Origin of the sequence: Lachnoclostridium sp. Marseille-P6806 (assembly GCF_964238185.1) — a bacterium.
Lineage (GTDB): Bacteria > Bacillota > Clostridia > Lachnospirales > Lachnospiraceae > Brotaphodocola.
This window is the reverse complement of sequence record NZ_CAXSLG010000006.1, coordinates 107083-128165: the sequence shown is the minus strand read 5'-3', so window position 1 is coordinate 128165 and position 21083 is coordinate 107083. Positions and strand designations below refer to the sequence as shown.

Here is a 21083-nt window from a genome sequence, read left to right as displayed (position 1 = left end):
GATTCAGGCATCAAAACTCTTATGAAAGAAAACTTTCAACGAGTTTTCCTGTCTGAAGCCTCGCAAGGCTGAACTGTTACAGATAAAATATCAGACGGTGAGGAAGAAAACATGAAATTTGGGGATTTGCTGACTATGAGTCTGAACAATCTGAGGCGGCGGAAACTTCGGACTGCTCTGACTGTTCTGGGCGTTATTATCGGTACGGCTTCCATCGTTGTGATGGTATCCCTGGGAATCGGACTGAATGAATTGAACAGAGAACTGATCAGTTCTTATGGAAGTCTGACAGCGATCGAGGTGTTCAGTGAAAATTATTGGGAGGGAGGAGGAGCTGAGGAGGACGAGAGCCTTTATTTGACAGAAGATACCATAGCCCAGATGAAACAGATTGAGCATGTGAAGAGTGTTTATCCGAAGCTGGAAATTCAGACTATGATGATTCAGGGCAAATACAAAGCAGGGATGACTCTGACAGGGGTGCCGCTGGAGTATATGCGGGAGATCAATCTGGCTCAGGGGCAAGTACCTTCACCCGGAGATAAGAGTCTGCAGCTGATTTACGGAAACTCGGTTATCCAGTGGTTTTCTGATGGAAAATCAGGAAGTCAGTACTGGGAAACCGGGGAACTGCCGGACGTGGATTTTATGGGAAAACCCATGTTTGTGATTTTTGATGTGGAAACCTACTACTCGTCTATGTCCGGAGGTGAAGACGCTCCTAAAATGCCGAAAAAGTATATGATTCCGGCTGCAGGAGTGGTGGAAGGAGAAGTAAACGAATACAACGATCACGCGTATTCTGTCTATGCAAGGCTGGATTTGCTGGAGGCTCAGCTGAAACGGGTATTTAAGAAAAAACCGATTCCCGGGCAGCCTACCAATAAAAAAGGAAAACCGTATCCATATTTTATTTACAGCGGCTGTATTGTCAATGTGGATGAAATGGAGTACGTGACAGAGGTGCAGAAGCAGCTGACGGATATGGGATTTCAGGCCTCCAGCCGTGCGGACTGGATGGAACAGTCGGAAAAGCAGTCGGGTATGATTCAGGCTGTGTTGGGCGGAATCGGAGCAGTCTCCCTTTTTGTCGCAGCAATCGGAATTGCCAATACGATGATGATGTCTATTTATGAGCGGACAAAGGAGATTGGTATTATGAAGGTTCTGGGCTGCGATATGGGAGTAATTCGGAATATGTTTCTGATTGAATCTGGTTTTATCGGGTTTATGGGAGGAATCATTGGCGTAGCCTTCAGCTACGGGGTATCCTTCCTGGTCAACCGCTTTTTGCAGATTGGACAGATGATGACTGGTCAGGCAGGGGATATTTCCCGTATTCCGGTCTGGCTGTCCGGGGCAGCCATTGGATTTGCTGTTCTGGTGGGAATGGCGGCAGGATTTTTCCCAGCTCTGCGAGCCATGAAGCTAAGTCCGCTTGCGGCAATCCGCAATGAGTAGCGGGCGATTGGATGAAGGCTTATGACAGGGCGGAAATCAGAAATGGAATTCTGCTGAATTCGTTGACATTTCCAGGGAATAATGATAATATAAAAAGAAATTAGGCAAGTAGAGGTTGCGCGAAGCATGAGTAAGGTGTCGGATGTTCCAGTGACAGAAGAAGATACCGGAAAGGGTGGGCGCCGAAGATTTTCAAAGCTGCTGGGCTTGGGAATCTGGGTGTATGGTGAAGAACTGTATGACTGTCATCCTGGCGGATGGAGAGCTACTTAAAGCCAGATGTATGATTTTGGACTTTAAGGGCTGACCAGAACTGTCGGCCCTCATTTTTTGCCTGATAGAAGTTTTGCCTGATAAAAGGTTTCCCATTTTGACAGACAGGAAAGAAGGAGGAAAATATTATGGCTATTTTTGAAGGAGCAGGCGTAGCGCTGATTACTCCCTTTAAGGAAAATGGAGAGGTAAATTTTGAAAAGCTGGAGGAGCTGGTTGAGGAGCAGATTGCAGGAGGCACAGATGCCATTATTGCATGTGGAACAACCGGAGAATCTTCTACGATGACCCATGAGGAGGATGACGAGGTTATCCGTTTCATCTGTAAAAAAGTAAATCACAGAATTCCGGTGATTGCAGGAACTGGTTCAAACTGTACCAGAGAAGCAGTTTCCAAGTCAATCGCTGCTGAAAAGGCAGGAGCTGACGGACTTTTAGTTGTAACTCCTTATTACAACAAAGCAACACAGAAGGGCCTGATCCAGCATTTTACCACAATTGCAAACGCTGTTTCTATTCCGGTTATTCTGTATCACATTCCAGGACGTACCGGCGTAACCATGAAGCCGGAGACGATTGTAACGCTCTGCAGAGAGGTTCCCAATATTGTAGGAGTGAAAGAGGCCAGCGGAGATTTCTCGGCAATTGCAGAAATTATGCACCTGTCTGGAGGAGAGATCGATGTCTATTCCGGCAATGATGATCAGATCGTTCCCCTTCTGGCTATGGGTGGAAAGGGTGTAATTTCTGTTCTGTCCAATGTAGCTCCCAGACAGACCCATGAGATCTGTGCTTCCTTCTTCCGTGGAGATGTGGAAACCAGCCGTCGGATGCAGCTGGAGGCTCTGCCTTTAATCAATGCTCTGTTCTGCGAGGTGAATCCGATTCCTGTAAAGGCAGCTATGAATCTGATGGGAAAGGAAGTAGGCCCTATGCGTCTGCCTCTGACCACTATGGAGGAACAGAATCAGGAACGTCTTGCAAAAGCGATGCGTGAATATGGTATTTTAAAATAAGAACATTCAGTCTGCCCCGGATTTTTGTCCGGGGCTTCGCTGAAATTTGAAGAAAAGAACAGAAGAATGGTCTGATTTTTAGAAGCAGGTATAAAAAACGGAGGAAAGAACAATGATAAGAATGATTATGCATGGCTGCGGCGGAGCAATGGGACATACGATTACCGGACTGGCAAAAGATATGAAGGAAATTGAAATCGTGGCAGGTGTGGATTTAAAAGAAGAGGATTCCTTGGGATACCCAGTATTTTCTTCTCTGGAAGCATGCAATGTTGAGGCTGATGTGATTGTCGATTTTGCGTCTGCAAAGGCAGTAGATCATTTGCTGGATTACTGCGGCGAAAAGAAAATGCCTCTGGTGCTCTGCACGACAGGACTTTCTGAGGAACAGCTGCGGAAAGTGAAGGAAACCAGCGAAAAGACGGCAATTCTTCGTTCGGCCAATATGTCTCTGGGAATTAATACACTGTTAAAGCTTCTTCAGGATGCGGCAAAGGTTCTGGCGGGAGCAGGTTTTGATATGGAAATTGTGGAAAAGCATCACAATCAGAAGGTGGATGCACCCAGCGGAACAGCTCTGGCTCTGGCAGATTCCATCAATGAGGCAATGGATGGTCAGTACCACTATGTTTATGACAGAAGCCAGAAACGGGAGAAGAGAGATGAAAAAGAAATCGGAATTTCTGCAGTACGCGGGGGCTCTATTGTAGGAGAGCATGAGGTGATTTTTGCAGGAAAGGATGAGGTGATTACCTTTTCTCATACTGCATATTCCAAAGCAATTTTTGGAAAAGGCGCTTTGGAGGCAGCTGTATTTCTGGCAGGAAAAGAACCGGGACTTTACACTATGGCAGATGTGATTAACGCAGCTTCCTAAAGTAGATTCCCCGTCATGAACAGTTACGAATAAAAACAGAAATTCTCCTTATACTAATCACAACAAGCAGAAAGGAGAATATGGTTATGAAGAAAGTCAGAGTGTCTTGCTGTGCAATGCTTCTTGTCTTTGCTGTGCTGGGAATGACCGGATGTGTAAATCAGGATAAGGGAAGCGGGAATGAAACAGGTACGTCTACCGGAAGTCCCTCTTCCTATGAGGAAACCTCCTTTGAGGCAGGCTCCTCCGGCGCTGAAAGAGAAACAGGAGGCGCAGGAATGAGCGGGGGAAACGGCGGAACCTCTATGGTAGGTGGAAAGGATGGTTCAAATGCAGATGGAAGCCGGATGGAGGAGACGACCGGCGGGGGCGTGATTGACGGCCTGATTCACGATGTGGAAAAGGGCGTGGATGAGATAACGGGAGAGACATCTATGTCGGAGACCGGAACTGCTCAGTAAAAAAACGGAAGTTGTTTTCGACAGCAGCTTATAAGAGGGAACAGACAGAAAGCGGCTATGCTTCTGTCTGTTCTTTTGTTGCTGTGAAACATCAACTGCCAGGTAGCCACAAAAGTGCAGATTCCCTGTGTTGAAAGAAGATTTTTTGCAGAAGCGGCCTGAGACAGGCATAGAAGCTTGCAGGCGATTTTCTTTCTCAGAAACCATACAGTGAGAATAGACAGCAGGATTTGTTTGTGGTAAGATTAGGCATACGAAAGACAAGTGCTTTTCGGTAATCGAAAAAGGGCACAGGGGAGGAACATAAGGTGAAGATGACAAGATACAATGAAGACGGGGCTGAGGCAAGTCTGGAAGGAGCAGTTTCCCGAACAGAAAGGGCAGGGGTTTTTATTAAGACAGTCTCTGCTGAGGATACACAAAGACTGCTGGAAATTTATAAGCCGTATGTGGAAGAAACAGCTATTACCTTTGAATATCAGGTTCCGTCTCTGGAAGAATTTCAGGAAAGGGTTCGCAGAATTCAAAAGAGATATCCCTATCTTGCAGCCTGGAAAGATGGAAAAATTGTTGGCTATGCCTATGCCTCTCCTTTTAAGGAGAGAGCAGCTTATGACTGGGCTGTGGAGACGAGTATTTACGTTTGCCGGACAGAAAAGGGAAATGGAATTGGCAAAAAGCTGTACGGAGCCCTGGAGGAAGCGCTGGCTGCACAGCATATTCTGAATTTGAATGCCTGTATTGCTTATCCGGAGCAGGAGGACGAATACCTTACTCTGGACAGTGTGAGGTTTCACGAAAAGCTTGGGTACCGGATGGTTGGAGAGTTTCTTCAGTGCGGATATAAATTTGAACGGTGGTATCACATGGTATGGATGGAAAAGCACATCGGACAGCATGTGAAAAATCAGCCGCCGATCATTCCTTTTGAATCCGTGAGAGAGGAACTGGAACGGAAAGAGATTTTGAAAGAAGAAAGGAGGTTCTCTTTATAAGAAAAAAAGAGCGAAAAACATATCGGTGGCGGAAAAAGGATCGGGAATGGAGGAAACGGGCTCTTTATGCGGCTGCCAGAGGCATGGGCAGGAGAGGAGCCTGTGGGAACCTTTGCCGGTGGCTGGCTGCAGCGCTGTGCATGGAGCTTCTTGTGTTTTCTGGACAGCAGTGGATTCGGGAAACAGGGGCAGAGCTGATCCGGAGAGAAACGGGATGTTTTCTGGAATGGGGCAATCATGATATCCCAGATGGCGATGGAGAACGGGAGATTTACGGTATTCGTTTTGTTCCGGAAACCCTGGAGGTTCAGTTTTACCGAAGAATTCAGGAGAATGCAGCACCAATGGAATAGTCGGCGGGAAAAAGTCCTCTGTCATTAGGGAATATAATAAAAGAAGCTCTTGCATTTACAGATTTGATGAATTATAATTTCTTCTGAAAAGATGGTCTTTTATATATTTAACTTATAACTGTGCCAGAAATCCTATTATCACGGCGCAGATTCCAGGGCCTGTTTTTATATAGGACAGGATTTGGAATTGCGCTGCAAATTAATCATAAACGGGAGGTTCTTATGAACGACAGATATCAAAGCCCCCTGTCTGAGCGTTATGCCAGTCGGGAAATGCAGTACATTTTTTCTCCGGATAAAAAATTCAGAACCTGGAGAAGACTCTGGATTGCTCTCGCAGAGACCGAGCATGAGCTGGGACTGCCGGTAAGCCAGGAGCAGATTGACGAGCTGAAGGCTCATGCAGATGATATCAACTACGATGTGGCAAAGGAGCGTGAGCGCCTTGTTCGTCATGATGTAATGTCTCATGTATATGCTTACGGTCAGCAGTGCCCCAAGGCAAAGGGAATTATTCACCTGGGAGCTACCTCCTGCTATGTAGGAGACAACACAGATATTATTATTATGACAGAGGGACTTAAGCTGGTTCGCAAAAAACTGATCAATGTGATGGCAGAGCTGGCGAAATTTGCAGATAAATATAAAAATCAGCCGACGCTGGCATTTACCCACTTCCAGCCGGCACAGCCTACAACGGTTGGAAAACGGGCAACGCTGTGGCTGAATGAGCTTTGCCTGGATCTGGAGGATCTGGATCATGTGCTGGCGAATATGAAGCTTTTGGGCTCCAAGGGAACTACCGGTACTCAGGCCAGTTTCCTGGAACTGTTTGAGGGCGATCATGCAAAATGCCGCAAGGCTGATCAGATGATTGCAGAGAAGATGGGCTTTACCAGCTGTTATCCTGTTTCTGGCCAGACCTATTCCAGAAAAGTAGATACCAGAGTACTGAATGTACTGGCAGGCATTGCACAGAGTGCACATAAGTTCTCTAATGATATTCGCCTGCTTCAGCATCTGAAAGAAGTGGAAGAGCCCTTTGAGAAAAATCAGATTGGTTCTTCTGCTATGGCATACAAGCGGAATCCGATGCGCAGTGAGCGGATTGCATCTCTGTCTAATTATGTTATGAGTGATGTGATGAATCCTATGCTGGTAGCTTCTACTCAGTGGTTTGAGCGTACTCTGGATGATTCCGCTAATAAACGCCTCAGCATTCCGGAGGGCTTTCTGGCTGTAGACGGCATTCTGGATCTGTATCTGAATGTGGTTGACGGACTGGTTGTATATCCAAAGGTAATTGAGAAGCACTTCATGGCAGAACTGCCCTTTATGGCAACGGAAAACATTATGATGGATGCTGTCAAGGCAGGAGGAGACCGTCAGGAGCTTCATGAGCGGATTCGTCAGCTTTCTATGGAAGCTGGAAAGAATGTAAAGGAAAGAGGACTGGATAATAACCTTCTGGAGCTGATTGCTGCAGATCCGGCCTTTGGACTGACCATAGAAGAGCTGCAGGCATGTATGGAGCCGTCCAGATATGTCGGACGCGCTCCGCAGCAGGTTGAGGAATTCCTGGAGGAAGTGATTCGTCCAATTCTGGAGGAGAATCAGGAAATCCTGGGAATGACAGCAGAGATTAACGTGTAATCGGACTGTTCTTCCTGTTTGGCGGAAGAATGTGATGACAGAAAACAATTGAAACGATGACAGGTTTGTGTCTGATGCCTGTCAGCAGCAGAAGACAGCGTTTTATCTTATTAGGATGAAGCGCTGTTTTTGCTTTAAAATGGAACAGCTGCCGTGATGGGGGATGTCAACTGGCAGATGGTGGGCAGTGCAACTATACGGTCTGGCATTCTGCCTATAGCGACATCTATCGCAGGTATCCTGGAGGCAGCGGCCCAGTAAGGAGGTGATCCGGATCTTCCTCGTCCGGCCGGGTGATGCGGGGTATACAATATTACAGCATAGTAAGTGGAATTATGTATAATTATGACAAAAGATGTGATATAATGTAGGGGTTGCCGAACCTCCAGCAGAAAGGAGGTGGTACTGCATGGAAGAGATACTTCTCACATTTCTTGTCTCTGTCTTAGCAGGTGTAGTTAGCTGCTACATATGCAAATGGCTGGACAAAGATAAATAGGCAGCAACAGCCTAAATGGAGTAGTTCACCATAACGAACAAGAAAACCCCCAGAGCTGCAACTCCGGGGGTTTTCGTTTACCGCATGGAAACTTCTCACATTTCTTAGCTACCTATATCATATTCGATTTTGCCAGAAAAGTCAATGAAAACAAAGATAAGTTGTGACGTCGCAACAGAAAATGCTCCTAGTGAAATATCTGGGGTATTTTAACTCCGCCTGTTTTAAGATGGAATTTTCAGTGCCTTTTGGCCACTCTTTTGAGTGAAAGGGATTGGAAAAATGACGCTTTTTTACGAAAAATGAAAGCAGTATAGGAAAAATGAAACAACGAAAAAGCCTTGTTTTATGCGGGTTTTCATTATATCCCATATAAAACAAGGCTTCTTATTTAGTCGGAGTAACAGGATTTGAACCTGCGACCTCTCGGCCCCCAGCCGAGCGCGCTACCAAACTACGCCATACTCCGTTTTGTTTTGTGTTCCTCAACGAACTTCCTTATTATAGCAGATAAATTCCATTTTGAAAAGAGGTTTACAACATTTTTTTTATCTGATATTATATTTTTAGCAGAAAATGATGGAAAAACCTGCTAAAAACAAAAAAAATTATGGTATCTGCCCAGAAAAAGAAAGGGAAATCAAAATAAATTCCTGATTATGAAAGATAGAAAGGGCTGTTTTTAAAGGCAGATGAGACAGGAGACAAAAAATATGAGAGGAATTGTCAGCTTTGACATGGATATGACACTTTTGGATCATAAAGATTTTAAGATTCCAGAAAGTGCTATTGAGGCAGTGAAAAGGCTGAGAAAAAATTATTATATTGTGATTGCTACCGGAAGAGATATGGATAACCGGTACAGCCTGGGGCTGGCAGATGAAATTCAGCCAGACGCAGTGATTCACTTAAATGGAACCAAGATTACAGTTGGAGAAACCTTGCTCTATGAACATCGGATGGACAGAGAACTGGTGAGGCAGATTCTGGAGTTTGCAGAGGGAAAGGATTTTTCTGTTGGACTGACAGATGCTTCGGATGATTACTATGTGAATCCGGAATTTGTAGTGCGCAATGATATTCGTCGTTTTGGAGAATCTGGAAGAAATTTTAAGGATCCGAAGCTGCTTTTGCAGATGCCGGTGCGAACCCTGGTTTATCTGGGGCAGGAGGCTGGAGCGAAAAGCATGGAAGAGGCATTTCCTCAGCTGAAGCTTCCTATGTTTTCCAGTCGGGAGGGCGCTGATATCGTGGAAAAGCAGGCATCTAAGGCAGAGGGACTGAAGCGGCTTTGTGATTATTATGGAGTTTCTATGGCAGATACAGTGGCTTTTGGAGACAGTATGAATGATTATGAGATTATCCAACAGGCAGGAATCGGAGTTGCTATGGGCAATGCAATTGAGCAGCTGAAGGAGGCAGCAGATTATGTCACCACAGCTGTTGGAGAGAATGGAATCTGGAATGCCTGCTGCAGTCTGAAGCTGATTGACGGGGATTGCTGATTTGATGACAGAAAAGAATATTCAAAAGGAGAAATTATGGCAATAAAATATGATTTAATTATTATTGGTGCAGGGCCGGGAGGATATACGGCGGCCTTAAAGGCAGCCGGCTTCGGAATGAAGGTAGCAGTAATCGAACGGGATAAACTGGGAGGTGTCTGCATTAACCGGGGCTGTATCCCTACAAAAGCGCTGCTTCATGCATCCAGTATTTTTTCCATGATGCAGCACAGCGATGTGTTTGGCGTTTCTACGGATTTTATTTCTTTTGATTTCGGAAAAATGCAGGATTATAAAAAGCGTTCAGTAAAACGTTATCGGGGAGAGATTGAGAAGCTTTTTGAGAAAAATAAAATTGATTACATCAAAGGAACTGCTACGATTCGCCGTGGAAAAACAGTAGAGGTGAATTCTGAAAACGGGAAAGAATTTTTTCAGGCGGACAGGATTATTATTGCAACCGGGGCAAGACCGGTTAAGCCTGAGATTCCAGGAATCGATCTGCCGGGAGTGGGAAACAGCGATCGCCTCTTATCTGCTCCTTCCTGGAATTATGACCGGGTTGTGATTATGGGCGGAGGTGTAATCGGTGTAGAATTCGCAACTATTTTTCAGGCACTTTGTTCTAAGGTGACAATTGTGGAACGAGGGCCGCACCTTTTGAGTCCTATGGACGGAGAAGTGGCGGCAGCCCTGAAGCAGCAGCTGACGGAGAAAGGAATTACTATTTACTGTAACAGTGTTGTGGAAGAGATTACAGAGGAAGAGGGCCTGAATTGTCATATCAGGAATCTGGAAACAGAAGAAGTTCATACAACAAAGGCGACACAGGTGGTATCAGCGATTGGCCGTGTTCCGTATATAGATGGTCTTTTTGGTGAGGATGTCACTCTGAAGATGGAAGAGGGGCGGATTCGGGTGAATGAAGATTTTGAGACAAGTGAACCAGGAATTTATGCCATAGGTGATGTTGTGGCATCAACGCAGCTGGCTCATGTTGCTATGGCGCAGGCAACCTATGTGATAGAAAATATTGCCGGTCAGGCTCACAGCATCCGGCTGAAAGCAGTTCCCAGCGGTATGTATGTTTCACTTCCCATTGTTCCAAACTGTATTTATACGGAACCGGAGATTGCTACGGTAGGGATTACTGAACAGAAAGCAAGAGAGCTTGGAATGCCGGTGCGCTGTGGTGTTTATCGTATGGATGGAAATGGAAAATCTATCATTGCAAGAGAGGAAAATGGATTTATTCGGCTGATTTTTGAGGCATATAACAATACCATTGTGGGAGCTCAGATTATATGTCCCCGGGCGACAGATATGATTGGAGAGATGACAACAGCGATTGCGAATGGATTGACAGCTAAGCAGCTTTCCATGGCAATGAGAGCGCATCCCACCTACAGCGAAGGGATAGGAGCAGCCATTGAGGATGCCATGAGGTGACAGATTTTAGAAAATGTGGTATGATGATAGATATTATGGAAACAGGAGAGAAGATCATGAACAAAATTGCTGAGCGAATTGCCCGTCTCAGGGCATTGATGGAAGAACGCCACATTGATGCAGTGCTGGTGCCGACCTCCGATTATCATGAATCAGAATATGTGGGAGAGCATTTTGCCTGCCGCAAATATATTACAGGATTTACCGGTTCTGCCGGCACAGCGCTGATTACTGGAAGCTGGGCCGGGGTATGGACAGATGGACGATATTTTGTACAGGCAGCAGCGGAATTGAAGGACACTGGCGTAGAGCTTATGAAAATGGGACAGCCTGGAGTCTTATCTCTGGAGGACTATCTGGAGCAGCTTCCTGACGGGATTACACTGGGCTTTGACGGCCGCGTAATCAATGGAAAAATGGGCGAGGATCTGAAAGAACGTCTGGAGGAAAAGAAGATTACACTGGATTACCATGCTGCCCTGGTAGATGAAATCTGGGAAGATCGTCCGCCTCTTTCTGCAGAACCAATCTGGATTCTGGAAGAGAAGTATGCAGGAAAATCTGCAAAAGAAAAGATTGCCCAGCTTCGTGCGGAGATGGAGCAGTGTCGGGCGGATCTTCATATTATCACTACACTGGATGATATTGTGTGGCTTTTGAATATTCGTGGAAATGATATTCCCTGCAACCCGGTGGTATTATCCTATCTGACTGTTACAAAGGATGAAATTCGTTTCTTTGTGAATCCGGAAGTAGTTCCGCAGCAGGTAAAAACATACCTGGAAGAGCTTGGAGTTACCTTATGGGGATATGAAGATATTTATGATTATGTAGGAACCGTACGCAGCAGCCGCGTGCTTCTGGAGAAGGGAAAGGTCAATTATACCATTCTCCGTTCTCTGGACAGCAGTAACCGGATTCTCGACAAGATGAATCCGACTTCTCTGGCAAAGGCACAGAAGAATTCTGTGGAAATTGAAAATATGAAGGCTGCTCACATCAAAGATGGTGTGACTATGACAAAATTCATTTACTGGATGAAGAAAAATATCGGCAAGGTTCCGATGACAGAATGTACAGTTGCTGATCGTCTGGATCAGATGCGTTTGGACAATGGTGCTCTGGATCAGAGCTTTACAACGATTTCCGCATACGGAGCCAATGCAGCCATGTGCCACTATCATGCAGTTCCGGAAACCTGTGCAGTTCTGGAACCGAAGGGACTTTATCTGGTTGATTCCGGCGGACAGTATCTGGAAGGAACTACAGATATTACAAGAACCTTTGCTCTTGGACCGGTTACAGAGGAAGAGAAGAAGCACTATACGATGGTTCTTATGAGTATGCTGCGTCTGGGACATGTAAAATTCCTTCAGGGCTGCAGCGGTTTAAGCCTGGATTATGTGGCGAGAGAGGTATTTTGGAAGCATGGCCTGGATTATAATCATGGCACAGGACATGGAATCGGATATTTGCTGAATGTACATGAGCGTCCTGCAGGTATTCGTTTCCGTGTGGTTCCGGAACGTCAGGACAGCTATCCTTTTATGGATGGAATGGTTTGCTCTGATGAACCGGGACTGTACATTGAAGGAAGTCATGGAATCCGTACAGAAAATCAGATGTTCTGTAAAAAGGCAGAAAAAAATGAGTATGGTCAATTCCTCTGCTTTGAATTCCTGACCTATGTTCCTATTGATGTAGAGCCGCTGGATACAAAGCTGATGACAGATGAGGATGTGGTTTTCTTAAATGAATATCATGCACAGGTTTATGAAAAAATCAGTCCGTATCTGAATGATGAAGAAAAAGAATGGCTGCGTCAGGCGACACAGCCGGTTAAAAAGGCGTAATTTTGTAACTGTTCAAGAAGATGGCTAGTCCCGAACAGTTACGTCATTTTTTATTCCTCCCATGGAAGCTCCACAACTGTAAAGGGGTGGTTCACAAATGGGAGGAATTTTTCCAGAATATCCCTGGTGGAAATCTTTAAGCTCGATGTATTGATGCAGGGATGACATCCGATAAATTCATGATGTTCGATAACATCCTTGTCAATCAGAAGGCGAACCCGATTTTCCTGATCGTTCATCAGTCCCAGAACACTGACAGAGCCGGGAGTAATATCGAGAAACTGTTCCATGAATTCAGGACCAGCAAAGGAAAGGCGGGCGCTGCCTATTTGTTTGGACAACCTCGCTGTCTTGAATTTTTTATGACCGGGCATCATGAGAAGGTAGAAATCTGTTTTCTGAGCATTGCACAGAAACAGATTTTTGCATATTTCGATATTCAGGTGCTGATCGACATCATGACAGGCCTCGATGGTAGCGGTAGCGTCATGATCCAGCCTCCAGTAGGGAATCTGAAGCTGATCCAGTAGATCATAGGTACGGATTTCTTTGGCAAGCCGGCCGGTTTCGTCAGAAGGGCGGCCATAATATAAAGTCGGATCCAGATAAAAGGATGCGTCAGAAGACGGTTGATTCATAAGTAATTCCTCCGTTATATATAGTATCATAAGAAGCTGCAAAAATTCAGGATGCAGAATCCTGACCAGTATGGTCAGCTGTGTTCTATTCAGGCAGCTGCTTAACGATTATAGATTATAGCGAAAGCGATAAAAAAAGCAAGAAAAAAGATGGAACAAAGTGAAAAAGAAAGTAGGAAGAGTGTCAGATATGGCAGACAAACGAAAAAACAGAGATTTTGAAGGGAATGGCAAAAGAAAAAGCCAGATGGTAAAGTCGGAAAAAACCTGGGTGCCAGGAAAGTCCGGGAAGTCGTGCGAGAAGGGGACTGGAAGACAGTCCGGGAAGCCAGAAGGAACCTGGGCGCCAGGAAAGTCCGAGAAAGGGGCTGGAAGACAGTCTGCAAAGCCGGAAATAGGAACAGTCAGAAAAAACAGTCTTTGTCCAGTTTCTCGCAGATGCGGAGGCTGCCAGTATCTGGATATTCCTTATGAAGAACAGCTGAAAAAAAAGCAGGCTCAGATGCAGGCGCTGTTGGGCCGTTTCTGCAAGGTATACCCTATAAAAGGGATGGATAATCCTTTTCATTATCGGAATAAGGTACATGCTGTTTTCGGCCACCGAAAAGGTGAAATTATATCAGGCGTTTATGAAGCCGGAACCCATAATCTTGTTCCTGTAGAGTCCTGCATGATCGAGGATGAAAAAGCAGATGAGATTATTGGAACCATTCGGGGAATGCTGAAATCCTTCAAAATAAAAACCTTTGATGAAGATACTGGATATGGTCTGCTTCGTCATGTGCTGATTCGCAGGGGATTTGTGACCAATGAAATTATGGTTGTTCTGGTAACTGCTTCGCCAGTCTTTCCTTCAAAGAACAATTTTGTAAAGGCTCTGCGTGAAAAGCATCCGGAGATTACTACCATTGTTCAGAATATCAATGGAAGAGGAACCAGTATGGTCCTGGGTGATCGGGAACAGATTTTATACGGCAAGGGATATATCGAGGACGTTTTATGCGGCTGTCGGTTCCGAATTTCTCCCAGATCCTTTTATCAGGTAAATCCGGTGCAGACAGAGTATCTTTATGGAAAAGCCATAGAATTGGCTGGACTGACAGGAAAGGAACTGGTTTTGGATGCCTATTGCGGAATCGGAACCATTGGTATGATTGCAAGCAAACAGGCAAATACAGTAATCGGAGTAGAGCTGAATTCAGATGCGGTAAAGGATGCGATCCAGAATGCAAAAATGAACGGAATCAGAAATATTCGGTTTTTCTGTAACGATGCCACGAAATTTATGATGCAGATGGCGATGGCCAAAGATACGGTAGATGTGGTACTTATGGATCCCCCGCGAAGCGGAAGTACCGAAGAATTTATTCGGGCTGTAGCGGCAGTAAAAGCGAAACGAGTCGTATATATTTCCTGTGGGCCGGAGACTCTGGCAAGAGATTTGGAGATATTTGCAAAATGCGGATATCGGGCCCAGGGGGCTTGGCCGGTGGATATGTTTGCTTTTGTGGATCATACAGAATGTATCGTGAAGCTGGAGCGGGTGAATTAACAGGATGAAATTATTCACATACAATTGAGAATTTATCATTTGAGGAAAACAATGGCATCAAGCAAAAATTACTTACAATTTATTTTAGAGCAGTTATCTGAATTGGATGAAATTACATATCGGGCTATGATGGGAGAGTTTATTATTTATTATCGCGGCAAGATAGTAGGAGGCATTTATGATGACAGACTGCTTGTAAAACCTACAAAGTCAGCAACTGCCTATATGACAGATCCGGTATATGAAGTACCTTATGAGGGAGCAAAAGAGATGCTGCTGGTAGAGGCGGTTGATCAGAAAGAATTTTTGACAGGGCTGTTCCACGCGATGTATGATGAACTGCCGCTGCCCAAACCAAAAAAGAAAAAATAGGTATTGCAAAGAGGCAACAGATAAATGGACAAGGCAATTTTGTATATACATGGAAAAGGCGGAAATCCGAAAGAGGCAGAGTATTATAACGCGTTCTTTAAGGAATATGATGTAATTGGTTTTAACTATTTTTCACAATCACCTTGGGAGGCGGAAAAAGAGTTTCCTGAATTGTTTGATAAATTATGCGGAGCATATAAGTCAGTAACAGTAATTGCGAACAGCATTGGTGCTTTCTTTGCTATGAGTGCTTTGTCAGACAGCAAAATAGAGAAGGCATACTTTATTTCTCCGGTTGTAGACATGGAAAGGCTGATTTGGAATATGATGCAGTGGGCGAATGTGACTGAGGATGACTTGCAGAAGCAGAAAGAAATCCCGACGTCTTTTGGGGAAACACTTTCCTGGGATTATCTTTGTTATGTGAGGGAGCATCCTGTTACCTGGATCGTTCCAACTCACATTTTATATGGAGAAAAGGATCATCTGACATCGTATGAAACGATATCTGAGTTTGCAGATAGAATCGGAGCAACACTTACAGTTATGGAAAACGGGGAGCATTGGTTTCATACGAAAGAGCAGATGGATTTTCTTTCTGACTGGATCAAACAATATACATGATATAGTTCCAAGGATGGAATGAAGATGATAGGATAAAATGTAAATGGCATTTTTGGGAAAGAGTTAGTCAAAAATGTCAGAAGGTAAAGAGAGGATATCTATTTTTGAGTCTATAAGACAACTTATAGAAAGAAAAATATTTTCGAATAATACAAGATATGGTATAATAAAAGCAATACTATGTAAACGAAAAGGGGGCCGCAATGAATCAATCCATTGGACAGCAATTTGCTGTTTTCAGATACGAAAAAAATAGTTTGGTTGTTGAAGAGACTGCATCTGCTGGTGGATGCGGCTCCTTCAACGCGGCTTCTTCATGTCCTGCGTCAGCCTGTCTTTTTGACAGTGCGGCGTGGGGCTTTTTTGTTATCTGAATGTTTAAGGGAGGACACCATGAAAAAGAGAAAAGTCAGGGACTTTATTGCCCTGTATGCCTTGGAAGATGAGGAAAAGCTGGTACTGATCCAGAGCGGCACCAGCGCAGACAAGACTTTTCTGGATACTTTCTGGACAGCGCATACCCATGCCCTCGCCATGGCGGATGTCCAGACCGGACAGGTGCTCTTCGGCCGATGTTACTTGAGCTGGCCGCTGACGGATAAGGAATGGGAAACCGGCGACTATTCCAATCGGTTTGCAAAGGGCAATATCTATCGGATCAAGGCCCGCGGCTGGAAGGGTGATGCCCTCAGCGAACCTCAGTGGTATGTCATGGAGGTACTGGAGGAGGGTGTACCCTGTCCGGCACTGGAGGAGATCTGGGCGGAGTACACAAAGCCTATTCTTCTGGAGGACGAAGTGCTGGGAACCCTCACGCTGGATCGTGAGATGAGCACATTCGATGGGACCTGCAAGTGGATGGGAAAAGAAGTCAGGATTTCGTTGGATGTGGAGATTGAAAAGAAATCGTCCTGGAACCGTGTCACCAATGTGATGAAGAAACTGGTGGCAGATCAGGAAGTCTGGGACAAGTCCCTGCGAGCGGTGGCTGCCCAAAAGCTCACTGCTCTGGCCAACGAGTGGCTGGCGGACAATGACCAGATCGACAGAGCCCCGGAGAAAGCTCCCATTACTGAGGATGAGTTCGCCCAACGTATCCTTCTCACAGAGTTTTCAGTCTCTCCCGGTGGGCATTTTACTGCTTGGTATGAGGACGATGATATGTTTTGGGGCCATGTGGTCACTGTGGATGGAACACTGAAAAAAGGTCCCATCGGTGCGGATATGCAGGGATGATACGGGAAAGGTGGTGAAACGATGAATCAGACAGAAGAAACAAAGCTGCTGGAGCAGATTGAGAAGTGGAATGATGCGGATGAATTCTCCCGATGTATTGAGGCCATCGAAGCCATCCCGGAGCACGAGCGGGATTATTTGCTGACCGTCAAGCTGAGCCGGGCTTACAGCAATCTGGCGGTTCTGGGAGATCATGGAGTGCATGGGAACGACGATGAAGTGGATGGGGACCTTCTCTGGCACGCCATTGAGCTGCTGGAATCCGTCCACACCCAGGGAGAGAACGATCCCTACTGGAACTCCCGGATGGGCTATTCCTGCCTGATGGCATACCGCTCCGCCGCCACCGCCTATGAATACGCAAAACGATGGCTGGCCCTGGCTTTGGAGGATCCGGACGCCCAAAAGCTGGTCCGGAACTGTGAGGAATATCTGGAGGAGGAAAAAGCTCTGGAGCTGGATTTAAAAGAGCGGGAGGAAATCATCCGGCAGGAAACTCCCAATGATGTAAAGGGGGTTATCTGTAAATGAACAGCGAACAGATCACAGCTTTTTTGCAGGAGCATTGGTATATTGCCACAGTGATGATCGGGGTCGTGATTTTGATTGGAGCGATCCGTAACTGGAACTGGATCTGCGACCCCACTGGAACACGGGATGCCCATCGCCATAGCAGAGGATACCGGCGTGTGGTTTTCTTCCTGCTGGGCGTCCTCCTGATCGTAGTGAGTATCTGGGAATTTGTGCTGAAATTGAAATAGGAGGAGAAAGACTGTGATGACTGAAAAATATCCAACTTGGCTTATCGGCCATGTGAAAGAGTGGACAGAGAAGCGTTTGACTACCGTGACACTCTGTTCCACCACTGGCAATGAACTGATGGAGGTTTGGTATTACGGAGATCTGCTCACAGTGAAAGGAGAGCCCCAATCCTATATTATAGATGGCGATGAGGCTCCCGGACTGGTGGTTGCCCGTGACCCGGAGAGCAGCGAGGAGTTCGTCATTTTTGACGGTGGGCGGCATGGCTACGATAATATGTTTTGCGATGAACACGATCCATCTGAACTGGAGCACCGTCCCTTCAAGCGGTATGAGATCCCTGCCTCCAAACTGGTGCTGGAGCTGGGTTACAGTATCGACTATAAGGACGAAAAAGAGGACTTCGAGCCGGACGAGGCGGATACCGTGGAGTTAATAAACGGTGAGCGGATGCCCTGGGAGCAGGTCAAGCGGGACGGCATTGACTATATCGCTCTTTACTATGTGAATAAGGAAGGGGAAGCGGTCCAGATTTTGGACGCGGAGCTGGCATGAATATGGTAATTCAATCCTTTGACAATCTACACGACAACAGAGTTCTGCGCTACTGCGCTGACTTTGAAGCCATTCCCTGCACATGGATACCCAGACCGGGGCTGGAGAGAAAGTATCCCTTCACTTTACCGACCTGCTGGGCGGTACCATTTCTTACGGTTTTCCCGCCTGTTGCAGCATCGAGGAACTGCGGGAGCGCATGGACCGGGAACACATCCGGGTATTTGTCATCGACTCTTCCCTTGGACTATGCGGATTTGTACTGGCTCAGGAGGTGGAACTGCAATGTCCATAAATGCCTATAAAGTTGAAGCTATCGGTCATGACCGGACCGGAAAGGACTTCGGCTATGTGAATATCATGTACCGCTATGGCAGCAACCAGCCCTGCCCCCGACCGGAACAGTGCGAGAAGATGGAAGTCATGTGGGCGGATGAGAGCGTCTACGGACCGCCTGCGCCCGGCAGCAAGGTGGGCGATTTTATACAGATATGGCTGATGGATTCCTGGAACTGCGGGTTATTTACCCACAGGGAGATTGCCCAGCGGCTGATAGATATTTTCACTGGCCTGAAAATCAAGGAACTGGAGTGGTTTGAGAACCCCAGAGAAAAGACACTGAAAAACGGAAAGCCTCGTGTGCGCCGGGCCAAGTGGCTGCCGGAGCGGGAGGTGGATCTGGTGTATCTCTACTCCGACCACTATCTTGACGCAAGAAATCCGACTCCCGCCGAAACCGACTTCTTCACGGTCACAAGGATGGACTCCTGGGGCGTGAGCACCTGGTTTATGTGTACCCCACAAGCCGCCGAGAAGCTGATCGCCATGGATTACGACAATCTGGCCGTCCAGGAAACCACCATTGTGGGATAGGAGGAAAGCAACATGATCGGAACAGATGAAAATCGGGCAGTGCTCCATGTGGAGGTCATCTTCTGGAGCGGCAGGCGAAAGACTCCACCCAGCCTGGTAAGCGGAAAATATTGTCCCCATTTTGTTGTCACAGGAACCACGGAATATCTGGGGGTATGCTTTCTGGACGGAGACGAGTGTGCATTTGATGAACCGGCTTTGGGAAATGCCCAGCCTCTCTATCCGGATACTATGGATTACAACTCGTTAGAAAACAATGCGGAGTTCTTAATCTATGAGGGAGCCAATGCCGTTGGTAAGGGCCGGGTTCTGGGCCGGACGATACCATATCAAGTGAAACAACAACGAAAGTAGGTGCCTTATGTACCAAATTGCATATATTGGCCGTTGGGAGACTCTCCCGGAAAAGGCTGCCGCTATTTATGAACACGATATTCCCAAGCTGGAGGCAATGCTTCAAGGTGGGCTGGACTTGGGTGCTCCCATCCAGCTCAGCGAGTATATCAAACTGATGCCGTTGGAGATCGCAGTTTTTCAAAACGATGTGTCCATGATCCACTTCCTGCTGGAGCATGGAGCCGATCCCGACCTGGCAGAGGAAAATCCCCTGCTGCTCACCGCCGCCCGCTGTTGTGGGCCGGAGGTGGTGGCGCTCTTTGCCGGACAGGCCGCAAAACTCAGCCCGAAGCAGAAAGAGCGGGCCTTCCAGGAAGTGCGCTGGGGCAAGCGCCCGGAGAATATCCCGGTGCTGGAACAGGCCGGGATCACAGTGAACAAGTTTGGCGGCGAGGCATTCCGGGCCGCTGTGTCTGAGGGCAATACCAAACTTGCCCAGCTGCTTCTGGAAAAAGGGGCAGACATCAATTACCACAAGCCGGACATGGTGTTTCCGAACGCCTCTACCGCTGTCACCGAAGCGGCTCGGCATAAGAATCTCCCCATGGTGCGCTGGCTTATTGAGCAAGGAGCCGACATCACCATTGCTGACAAATACGGCGACCGGCCCTATACCGTGGCGGTGCAGAACAAAAATAAGGAGATGGCTGACTACTTAAAAGCTCTGGAACCAGAGGATTGGCATAACGAGCAGGAAAAGGTCCGGCAGCTCATGCCCTATAAGCTTCCCGCCAAGATGGTGGAGTATCTGAAAACAGGCCCCCTGCGGCTGGAGTTCCCGGAGAAGGAGTGGGTAAAATGGGCAGAGTTGTATTCCTACATGGATGTGCAGGAGATGACCTGGAAACGGAAGAAACTGCTTTCCCTGATGGTGCAGATGGACAATTACAGCGACTACCTGCTGCTGTGGAGCCCCAGGGACAAAAAGCTGTGGTATCTGGACATAGAGCATGAAGAATTCCATCCTCTGGCCAAATGGGATGACTTTATTGCAGACCCCGGTCGGTATCTGAATGGGATGATCGAGGGCGAGTTTGAAGCATAGGGAGCAAACCGATGACATCAATAGATTTTTTGAACAAAGTACATAAAATCCTGGACTCGCAGGAATATAACCTCTCTTACTCTCCGGCCAAGTCCAAAAACTATATGCTGTACTGCAATGGTAACTTTATCGGTGGCCTGTTCGACGAGGAGTTGTGCTTCGTCTACGCCGGCAGTGTGAGTGAACTGCTGGGGCAGCCGGAACCCGTCTACCGCGGCTATTCCAGCACCGCCCAGCACAGGATGCTGGTGATCCCGGAGGAACACTGGGCGAAGGCGCTGAAACTGCTCTATGCTGAGAAATTTGACTGGAGCCGTTTAGTGTACGACATCACCTACACCAGCATCGGCGCGGCTGTGGTGGAGGACTTCTACGACGAGAATGTGGTATTCCTGCGCTTCTGCTTTGAAAAGGAACTGCTGAAAAAGAATCCTCTGGACCGGCATGGCCGTACCCTGCGGATGGTCTATCTCAATCAGGACCTGACAGAAGCGGGCAAATATCTGTTCCCCAGACTGCTGCAAAAGTTCCTTGTTTTTACAGATTGCAAAGGAAAAACCAGTCTGGAAACCATGCTGAATCGGTGGTACACTGCGCTGGAGAAGGAGTACCGCAGCCAAACAGCAGGATAAGGA

General features: G+C 46.7%; 24 protein-coding genes, 1 tRNA gene and 1 riboswitch. Of the genes, 23 read left to right on the top strand and 2 right to left on the bottom strand.

Annotation, left to right across the window (positions count from 1 at the left end):
* The first annotated feature begins 111 nt into the window (after window positions 1-111).
* The 7 genes from ACESON_RS09480 to purB all read left to right on the top strand — a co-directional run bounded on the left by ACESON_RS09480 (window position 112) and on the right by purB (window position 7089).
* The gene (locus ACESON_RS09480; protein ID WP_177959321.1) at window positions 112-1461 is read left to right on the top strand and encodes an FtsX-like permease family protein; all 1350 of its coding nucleotides are present in this window, start codon (window positions 112-114) and stop codon (window positions 1459-1461) included.
* Window positions 1462-1562: 101 nt separating this feature from the next.
* A riboswitch (Lysine riboswitch) is annotated at window positions 1563-1737 on the top strand.
* Between the two features lie 125 nt (window positions 1738-1862).
* Window positions 1863-2750, top strand: a complete 888-nt coding sequence (dapA, locus tag ACESON_RS09475) for a 4-hydroxy-tetrahydrodipicolinate synthase (RefSeq protein ID WP_373109482.1) — start codon at window positions 1863-1865, stop codon at window positions 2748-2750.
* A 112-nt stretch (window positions 2751-2862) separates the two neighbouring features.
* A complete protein-coding gene (dapB, locus tag ACESON_RS09470) occupies window positions 2863-3627 on the top strand; it encodes a 4-hydroxy-tetrahydrodipicolinate reductase (RefSeq protein ID WP_177959324.1) in 765 nt (254 codons plus the stop codon).
* Window positions 3628-3713: 86 nt separating this feature from the next.
* Entirely contained in the window at window positions 3714-4088 is a 375-nt protein-coding gene (locus tag ACESON_RS09465; protein WP_177959325.1) for a hypothetical protein, read from the top strand.
* Window positions 4089-4402: 314 nt separating this feature from the next.
* Window positions 4403-5083 carry a GNAT family N-acetyltransferase gene (locus tag ACESON_RS09460; RefSeq protein ID WP_177959335.1) on the top strand — a complete coding sequence of 227 codons (681 nt, stop codon included), beginning with the start codon at window positions 4403-4405 and terminating at the stop codon, window positions 5081-5083.
* An 83-nt stretch (window positions 5084-5166) separates the two neighbouring features.
* The gene (locus tag ACESON_RS09455) at window positions 5167-5436 is read left to right on the top strand and encodes a hypothetical protein (protein ID WP_177959326.1); all 270 of its coding nucleotides are present in this window, start codon (window positions 5167-5169) and stop codon (window positions 5434-5436) included.
* A gap of 222 nt (window positions 5437-5658) precedes the next feature.
* Entirely contained in the window at window positions 5659-7089 is a 1431-nt protein-coding gene (gene purB / locus ACESON_RS09450) for an adenylosuccinate lyase (RefSeq protein WP_177959327.1), read from the top strand.
* Window positions 7090-7983: 894 nt separating this feature from the next.
* On the opposite strand, the gene ACESON_RS09445 is transcribed toward purB, so the two are convergent.
* A tRNA-Pro gene (locus tag ACESON_RS09445) sits at window positions 7984-8057 on the bottom strand.
* Between the two features lie 223 nt (window positions 8058-8280).
* On the opposite strand from ACESON_RS09445, the gene ACESON_RS09440 reads away from it, so the two are divergent.
* Genes ACESON_RS09440 through ACESON_RS09430 form a run of 3 tightly spaced genes read left to right on the top strand, consistent with a single transcriptional unit; the run spans window position 8281 to window position 12395 of the window.
* Window positions 8281-9093 carry a Cof-type HAD-IIB family hydrolase gene (locus tag ACESON_RS09440; RefSeq protein WP_177959328.1) on the top strand — a complete coding sequence of 271 codons (813 nt, stop codon included), beginning with the start codon at window positions 8281-8283 and terminating at the stop codon, window positions 9091-9093.
* 36 nt (window positions 9094-9129) lie between these two features.
* On the top strand, window positions 9130-10542 hold the full coding sequence (lpdA, locus tag ACESON_RS09435; RefSeq protein ID WP_373109480.1) for a dihydrolipoyl dehydrogenase: 1413 nt from the start codon (window positions 9130-9132) through the stop codon (window positions 10540-10542).
* A gap of 56 nt (window positions 10543-10598) precedes the next feature.
* Window positions 10599-12395 (top strand): aminopeptidase P family protein, encoded by a 1797-nt coding sequence (locus tag ACESON_RS09430; RefSeq protein ID WP_373109478.1) that lies wholly within the window; start codon window positions 10599-10601, stop codon window positions 12393-12395.
* Window positions 12396-12445: 50 nt separating this feature from the next.
* Here the strand turns inward: ACESON_RS09430 and ACESON_RS09425 are convergent, their stop codons facing one another.
* On the bottom strand, window positions 12446-13033 hold the full coding sequence (locus tag ACESON_RS09425; protein WP_373109476.1) for a prolyl-tRNA synthetase associated domain-containing protein: 588 nt from the start codon (window positions 13031-13033) through the stop codon (window positions 12446-12448).
* A 190-nt stretch (window positions 13034-13223) separates the two neighbouring features.
* Between ACESON_RS09425 and rlmD the strand changes: the two genes are divergently transcribed.
* The 13 genes from rlmD (at window position 13224) to ACESON_RS09360 (ending at window position 21080) form a co-directional block, all read left to right on the top strand.
* On the top strand, window positions 13224-14585 hold the full coding sequence (gene rlmD, locus ACESON_RS09420; protein ID WP_373109474.1) for a 23S rRNA (uracil(1939)-C(5))-methyltransferase RlmD: 1362 nt from the start codon (window positions 13224-13226) through the stop codon (window positions 14583-14585).
* A gap of 51 nt (window positions 14586-14636) precedes the next feature.
* Window positions 14637-14957, top strand: a complete 321-nt coding sequence (locus ACESON_RS09415) for a TfoX/Sxy family protein (protein WP_373109473.1) — start codon at window positions 14637-14639, stop codon at window positions 14955-14957.
* A gap of 24 nt (window positions 14958-14981) precedes the next feature.
* Window positions 14982-15581 (top strand): alpha/beta hydrolase, encoded by a 600-nt coding sequence (locus ACESON_RS09410; RefSeq protein ID WP_373109470.1) that lies wholly within the window; start codon window positions 14982-14984, stop codon window positions 15579-15581.
* Between the two features lie 203 nt (window positions 15582-15784).
* Complete coding sequence (locus ACESON_RS09405) at window positions 15785-15955, top strand: hypothetical protein (RefSeq protein WP_373109469.1); 171 nt, start codon at window positions 15785-15787, stop codon at window positions 15953-15955.
* Window positions 15956-15974: 19 nt separating this feature from the next.
* Window positions 15975-16817, top strand: a complete 843-nt coding sequence (locus ACESON_RS09400; RefSeq protein ID WP_177959662.1) for a DUF2262 domain-containing protein — start codon at window positions 15975-15977, stop codon at window positions 16815-16817.
* A 21-nt stretch (window positions 16818-16838) separates the two neighbouring features.
* The gene (locus ACESON_RS09395) at window positions 16839-17348 is read left to right on the top strand and encodes a hypothetical protein (protein WP_373109467.1); all 510 of its coding nucleotides are present in this window, start codon (window positions 16839-16841) and stop codon (window positions 17346-17348) included.
* Window positions 17345-17578 carry an immunity 17 family protein gene (locus ACESON_RS09390; protein ID WP_177959664.1) on the top strand — a complete coding sequence of 78 codons (234 nt, stop codon included), beginning with the start codon at window positions 17345-17347 and terminating at the stop codon, window positions 17576-17578. The genes ACESON_RS09395 and ACESON_RS09390 overlap by 4 nt, the downstream gene beginning before the upstream one ends.
* Window positions 17579-17594: 16 nt before the next feature.
* A complete protein-coding gene (locus ACESON_RS09385) occupies window positions 17595-18134 on the top strand; it encodes a hypothetical protein (RefSeq protein WP_373109603.1) in 540 nt (179 codons plus the stop codon).
* Window positions 18135-18216: 82 nt separating this feature from the next.
* Window positions 18217-18429: a hypothetical protein gene (locus ACESON_RS09380; RefSeq protein WP_373109466.1), complete on the top strand. Its 213-nt coding sequence runs from the start codon at window positions 18217-18219 to the stop codon at window positions 18427-18429.
* Window positions 18384-19007 (top strand): hypothetical protein, encoded by a 624-nt coding sequence (locus tag ACESON_RS09375; protein WP_373109463.1) that lies wholly within the window; start codon window positions 18384-18386, stop codon window positions 19005-19007. Before ACESON_RS09380 ends, ACESON_RS09375 begins: the two co-directional genes overlap by 46 nt.
* A 12-nt stretch (window positions 19008-19019) precedes the next feature.
* On the top strand, window positions 19020-19361 hold the full coding sequence (locus ACESON_RS09370; protein WP_177959668.1) for a hypothetical protein: 342 nt from the start codon (window positions 19020-19022) through the stop codon (window positions 19359-19361).
* Between the two features lie 7 nt (window positions 19362-19368).
* On the top strand, window positions 19369-20448 hold the full coding sequence (locus ACESON_RS09365; RefSeq protein ID WP_177959669.1) for an ankyrin repeat domain-containing protein: 1080 nt from the start codon (window positions 19369-19371) through the stop codon (window positions 20446-20448).
* A gap of 11 nt (window positions 20449-20459) precedes the next feature.
* Window positions 20460-21080, top strand: a complete 621-nt coding sequence (locus tag ACESON_RS09360; RefSeq protein WP_373109461.1) for a hypothetical protein — start codon at window positions 20460-20462, stop codon at window positions 21078-21080.
* Window positions 21081-21083: the final 3 nt, after the last annotated feature.

Coding starts and splice junctions, on each gene's coding strand:
- ACESON_RS09480 (WP_177959321.1), top strand. CDS start 112: ATGAAATTTGGGGATTTGCTGACTATGAGTCTGAACAATCTGAGGCGG.
- dapA (WP_373109482.1), top strand. CDS start 1,863: ATGGCTATTTTTGAAGGAGCAGGCGTAGCGCTGATTACTCCCTTTAAG.
- dapB (WP_177959324.1), top strand. CDS start 2,863: ATGATAAGAATGATTATGCATGGCTGCGGCGGAGCAATGGGACATACG.
- ACESON_RS09465 (WP_177959325.1), top strand. CDS start 3,714: ATGAAGAAAGTCAGAGTGTCTTGCTGTGCAATGCTTCTTGTCTTTGCT.
- ACESON_RS09460 (WP_177959335.1), top strand. CDS start 4,403: ATGACAAGATACAATGAAGACGGGGCTGAGGCAAGTCTGGAAGGAGCA.
- ACESON_RS09455 (WP_177959326.1), top strand. CDS start 5,167: ATGGGCAGGAGAGGAGCCTGTGGGAACCTTTGCCGGTGGCTGGCTGCA.
- purB (WP_177959327.1), top strand. CDS start 5,659: ATGAACGACAGATATCAAAGCCCCCTGTCTGAGCGTTATGCCAGTCGG.
- ACESON_RS09440 (WP_177959328.1), top strand. CDS start 8,281: ATGAGACAGGAGACAAAAAATATGAGAGGAATTGTCAGCTTTGACATG.
- lpdA (WP_373109480.1), top strand. CDS start 9,130: ATGGCAATAAAATATGATTTAATTATTATTGGTGCAGGGCCGGGAGGA.
- ACESON_RS09430 (WP_373109478.1), top strand. CDS start 10,599: ATGAACAAAATTGCTGAGCGAATTGCCCGTCTCAGGGCATTGATGGAA.
- ACESON_RS09425 (WP_373109476.1), bottom strand. CDS start 13,033: ATGAATCAACCGTCTTCTGACGCATCCTTTTATCTGGATCCGACTTTA.
- rlmD (WP_373109474.1), top strand. CDS start 13,224: ATGGCAGACAAACGAAAAAACAGAGATTTTGAAGGGAATGGCAAAAGA.
- ACESON_RS09415 (WP_373109473.1), top strand. CDS start 14,637: ATGGCATCAAGCAAAAATTACTTACAATTTATTTTAGAGCAGTTATCT.
- ACESON_RS09410 (WP_373109470.1), top strand. CDS start 14,982: ATGGACAAGGCAATTTTGTATATACATGGAAAAGGCGGAAATCCGAAA.
- ACESON_RS09405 (WP_373109469.1), top strand. CDS start 15,785: ATGAATCAATCCATTGGACAGCAATTTGCTGTTTTCAGATACGAAAAA.
- ACESON_RS09400 (WP_177959662.1), top strand. CDS start 15,975: ATGAAAAAGAGAAAAGTCAGGGACTTTATTGCCCTGTATGCCTTGGAA.
- ACESON_RS09395 (WP_373109467.1), top strand. CDS start 16,839: ATGAATCAGACAGAAGAAACAAAGCTGCTGGAGCAGATTGAGAAGTGG.
- ACESON_RS09390 (WP_177959664.1), top strand. CDS start 17,345: ATGAACAGCGAACAGATCACAGCTTTTTTGCAGGAGCATTGGTATATT.
- ACESON_RS09385 (WP_373109603.1), top strand. CDS start 17,595: ATGACTGAAAAATATCCAACTTGGCTTATCGGCCATGTGAAAGAGTGG.
- ACESON_RS09380 (WP_373109466.1), top strand. CDS start 18,217: ATGGATACCCAGACCGGGGCTGGAGAGAAAGTATCCCTTCACTTTACC.
- ACESON_RS09375 (WP_373109463.1), top strand. CDS start 18,384: ATGCGGATTTGTACTGGCTCAGGAGGTGGAACTGCAATGTCCATAAAT.
- ACESON_RS09370 (WP_177959668.1), top strand. CDS start 19,020: ATGATCGGAACAGATGAAAATCGGGCAGTGCTCCATGTGGAGGTCATC.
- ACESON_RS09365 (WP_177959669.1), top strand. CDS start 19,369: ATGTACCAAATTGCATATATTGGCCGTTGGGAGACTCTCCCGGAAAAG.
- ACESON_RS09360 (WP_373109461.1), top strand. CDS start 20,460: ATGACATCAATAGATTTTTTGAACAAAGTACATAAAATCCTGGACTCG.